This is a genomic window from Candidatus Paracaedibacter symbiosus, assembly GCF_000757605.1.
GTDB lineage: Bacteria > Pseudomonadota > Alphaproteobacteria > Paracaedibacterales > Paracaedibacteraceae > Paracaedibacter_A > Paracaedibacter_A symbiosus.
In genome coordinates, this window is sequence record NZ_JQAK01000001.1 from 1,289,370 (window position 1) to 1,293,222 (window position 3,853).

The 3,853-nt window shown below is 34.1% G+C and carries 4 protein-coding genes; 1 reads left to right on the plus strand and 3 read right to left on the minus strand.

The genetic code is table 11. From position 1 onward, the window contains the following. Positions 1–198: 198 nt before the first annotated feature. Genes IG80_RS0105915 through IG80_RS0105925 form a run of 3 tightly spaced genes read right to left on the minus strand, consistent with a single transcriptional unit; the run spans position 199 to position 2,605 of the window. Positions 199–882: an AzlC family ABC transporter permease gene (locus tag IG80_RS0105915; RefSeq protein ID WP_032112939.1), complete on the minus strand. Its 684-nt coding sequence runs from the start codon at positions 880–882 to the stop codon at positions 199–201. Then, positions 879–1,952 carry a pyridoxal phosphate-dependent aminotransferase gene (locus IG80_RS0105920; RefSeq protein WP_032112940.1) on the minus strand — a complete coding sequence of 358 codons (1,074 nt, stop codon included), beginning with the start codon at positions 1,950–1,952 and terminating at the stop codon, positions 879–881. The genes IG80_RS0105915 and IG80_RS0105920 overlap by 4 nt, the downstream gene beginning before the upstream one ends. Before the next feature lie 26 nt (positions 1,953–1,978). Beyond that, positions 1,979–2,605: a 2OG-Fe dioxygenase family protein gene (locus IG80_RS0105925; protein ID WP_032112941.1), complete on the minus strand. Its 627-nt coding sequence runs from the start codon at positions 2,603–2,605 to the stop codon at positions 1,979–1,981. Between the two features lie 553 nt (positions 2,606–3,158). On the opposite strand from IG80_RS0105925, the gene IG80_RS0105930 reads away from it, so the two are divergent. Next, positions 3,159–3,827: a hypothetical protein gene (locus IG80_RS0105930; RefSeq protein ID WP_032112942.1), complete on the plus strand. Its 669-nt coding sequence runs from the start codon at positions 3,159–3,161 to the stop codon at positions 3,825–3,827. Positions 3,828–3,853 lie beyond the last annotated feature (26 nt).

Consider the following 3,853-nt stretch of genomic DNA (forward strand, 5'->3'; position numbering starts at 1 on the left):
ATAGCCGGGATGTGCTCACATAAATTTCAACAACAACAAAATTATAATGCGCTCTCTTATGCATTAAGTTTATCGAAAAAGCTAGAAAATCTTACCCCTTCCTTATTTAGAGCCGTAATAACTTCGTATAGCATACATTATACGAAGTTATACGATCCAAAAGTAATAAGCGTCATAAGGATTATAGCTATGCTTATATCAAGATAATTCATAATTTTTCTCCCTTATATTAAAATCTATTAAGGTCAGGATAAGACTCACAAACATACAGAGAGATAGAAATAATGACGCAGGAGCCAATTGGCATATAAAAAAGCTAATGATTGCAAGTATAAATGGTACAGAATCCTTGCTGCTATATCCCTGCTCGATTGCTAAGATAATAAAAAGTGCTGTAAGGGAGAAATCCAACGCACTCAGGTCATAGTTGAGTTGGGATCCCAAATAACTACCTAGGATTGTTCCAACTATCCAATACAAATGAGTTAAACCTGTAACCCATAAACTATAAATCGTATCAAACCTTTTTAAGGTGCCTGATAGGATAGCATAGGTTTCATCTGTTATTCCAAAAATTAAGTAAAACCTCTTTAATAAGTTTCCCTTAAAGGCGGATAAAAAAGGTATCCCATAGAAGATATGCCTTAGGTTTACAATAAATGTTGTAATCGCAATATCTATCAAAGTACCGTTATTAGCTATTAGATTTAGACATATAAATTGAGCAGCTCCAGCATATACTAGTAAGCTCATTATTGGGCCTATCCAAAAACTTTGGGTAGTATTAAAGCTTAAAATTCCAAAAGCTAAGCCAATAGGAAAATAGCCAAATAATGCAGGTAGAGAATCAATAAATGCAGGCTTAGGGCATATAATTTTCATTTCAAACTCGCTAGTACTTTTGATATCCTTCCAAGCCCTTCTTTTAAAATATTTGCTGGTCGGCCAAACGATACTCTAAAAGCATTCTCGTCATTAAATACCTCGGCCGGCATTATTAATACTTTTTGCTCGTCTAAGAGTTTCCGAGCAAATGCTTTGGTTCCTATTTTTGTGATAAAGGATATATAAGCAAAGGGAGTCCCTTGAGGAGAGATTAATCTTAGCTCCGGATGATTAGATGTCCAATCTTGTAAAATTTTTAACCCTGCTGAGGTCATATTTTCGTAACTATCTATATACTCATTAAAATTACTTAATACTTGTTCAGCAAGTCGTTCAGACAAGTGGGAGTTACATACCGTGACATATCTTCGGTAATTTATCATTTGATTTACAAGTTCTTTTGGTCCTACAAACCAACCAAGCCTGAGGCCGGGAAAACCAAATACCTTAGAAAGGCTGGAAACACATGCGGTGTTATTGTTTTGGTCACCTGTAACGATGCTTGAAGAATAATTTGTTAGATATTCTTCATCATTTAAAATAAAAATATTTCTTTTAAAGCAAAATTCTTTTAGGTCCGATAAGATTTCTTTGGGTAATGTTTTGCCAATTGGATTATGAGGAGAGTTAAGAATAATAAGCTTTGTTTTTTCAGTTATATGAGGCTCAATGATAGCTAAACTGATTTCATAAGAATTCTCAGCTAAATTAATGACACTAACATTTGCGCCCATACTTTTCGGCACTTCCCATGATTGTTGCCATCCAGGAGAAAAAGTAATAACATGATCTCCGGGATTCAAGAGAGATCTGTAAAATAGATACAATGCTTCTTGGCTACCATTCGTAAGAATAACATGCGAAGGATCCCTGCCATACTTACCAGAAATAATTTGGCGAAGCTTCTGATCCCCACAATCACTACTATAATTTAGGTGATAATTTTCTCTTAGATTTAGGTTGTGGATATGATGGTATTGAATGCCGCTTTCAGCCAAGTCGATTTCAAATCGACCTTCCCCTTCTTGAAATAACCAATCTTGAATTTTGTAATTAGGTAGTTGCATAATAAATCTCTTAATGTACTTAGTAGTTAAATTGCTAGAAAGGTTGTAACAATTACATCTCTAAAAGCTACGCCAGGAATTTTTGGGGTAACGTTTGATGTGTAGTGAGCAAAATCTTTGTCTGAAAATACAATTTGCGTACCAGGAGTGAGGATACCTTCAAAAACAATTCTGGCATGATCTTTAGCATCAAAGAGGACAGAGACTCCTCCGCTAACATTGCGTGTATTAATACAAGCCACTGCAACAAAATCGAATCCATCTTGGTGGATTCCCTCAGGAGTTGGAATTCCTTGGTTAAGGGTATCAGAAAAAATACGTATTTGATGCACCCCAACCTTATAGTCTGATGCTGGTAACTGAGCGTAAGCGTTCATTATAATCTTTTGGCAGATATCTTCTCTTATTGAGGCGGGAACTGGCACGAAATGCCTTGAAATTCCCCCTACGTATTGGTTTAAATCTTTAGTTTGCAGGAATAAGGTATTACTTTCTTCCCAATGAAAAATATTACTAATTATCTTGCCGGCATTATAGGATCTTTTCCGGAATGGGAATTCGGTTTTCAAATACTGGTCATCAGGAATTGCGTTAAAAGATTTGATTAATTTTTCAGAAAAACAAGGCAGGCTTATTAGTTTTATTGTATTCATTTCATCTTTACTTCTTCTTATACTATCTAAAGCTAACTCATTTTTTAACTATTACAGTGAAATGATAAGCTTGAGACATGGTATTAGCGTATTAATGAGTCGCTTATACTACTAAGTTTTTAAGGAATCATTCCGTGTTAATTACCCACGTAAAAAATACGGTTATTTAGACTATCTGGGATTTTAGAAATCAATTCGAATATTAATAAAAAAAAGACTGATTGCCGATGAGTAATGTTGAGACAAAAAGAAGCACAAGGATAAAGAATAGCAAAAATTATAATTTGTTATGCAAGCCCCAATAACCACCTTCCATGCCAAGTTAGTCCACTTATGAAGGCACAAAAGCCTATACAAAGTGTTTAGCTTTAAATAATTAAGCAAAAACCTTAACAAATATAAAACAACCTGCCTAAATCTCTAAGCTCTTTCACAAAATAAATACCGCAATAATTACGCTATTCTTAAAAAGCTTTATAAGCTATACTTCCCAAAAAAGATTGTTCAATTATAAGTTGCTTTAGAACGTACTCTTTAAAAATGGATAGCCGGGATGTGCTCACATAAATTTCAACAACAACAAAATTATAATGCGCTCTCTTATGCATTAAGTTTATCGAAAAAGCTAGAAAATCTTACCCCTTCCTTATTTAGAGCATTTGATCTTACTACTTTTGGTTATAAAAGATTGTTGAGGGATGGCCGATATATCTTTCTTTCTACAAATCAATCTTGGGTAGAATACCATCTTCAAAACATTCACACTCACGGTAGTTTTTTTACCACTGCGATGAATGATGCCTTACTAACAGATGGATTTCATCGGGTACTATGGCCATACAGAGCGACAGACCATTTTCTTGAAGCACTTCACCACTGGAAAATGTGGAATGGAATAAATTTTTATAAAAAGAGTGCAGATTTCATAGAGCTATGGACTTTCTCAACTTCTCCTGACAAATATCAAGATCCTAATGCATATTTAAGTATTCTTTCATATTTAGAACGATTTATTGTTTATTTTAATGTCATCACCACAGAGATGCTTAATAGTACAGAAGAGAAAAATTTAGCAATATGCAGTGATGGACAAACAATTTTTTCTCCTCTTTCTCTCTTGAACGCAGATTCCAGTTTAACATCTTTTTTGGAGCAAATTCGTATAACTTCGTATAATGTATGCTATACGAAGTTATTACGTAACTATCTATATACTCATTAAAATTACTTAATACTTGTTCAGCAAGT

Excerpts from the sequence above, each read along its gene's own strand:
- IG80_RS0105915 (WP_032112939.1), bottom strand. The coding sequence starts at position 882 with ATGAAAATTATATGCCCTAAGCCTGCATTTATTGATTCTCTACCTGCA.
- IG80_RS0105920 (WP_032112940.1), bottom strand. The coding sequence starts at position 1,952 with ATGCAACTACCTAATTACAAAATTCAAGATTGGTTATTTCAAGAAGGG.
- IG80_RS0105925 (WP_032112941.1), bottom strand. The coding sequence starts at position 2,605 with ATGAATACAATAAAACTAATAAGCCTGCCTTGTTTTTCTGAAAAATTA.
- IG80_RS0105930 (WP_032112942.1), top strand. The coding sequence starts at position 3,159 with ATGTGCTCACATAAATTTCAACAACAACAAAATTATAATGCGCTCTCT.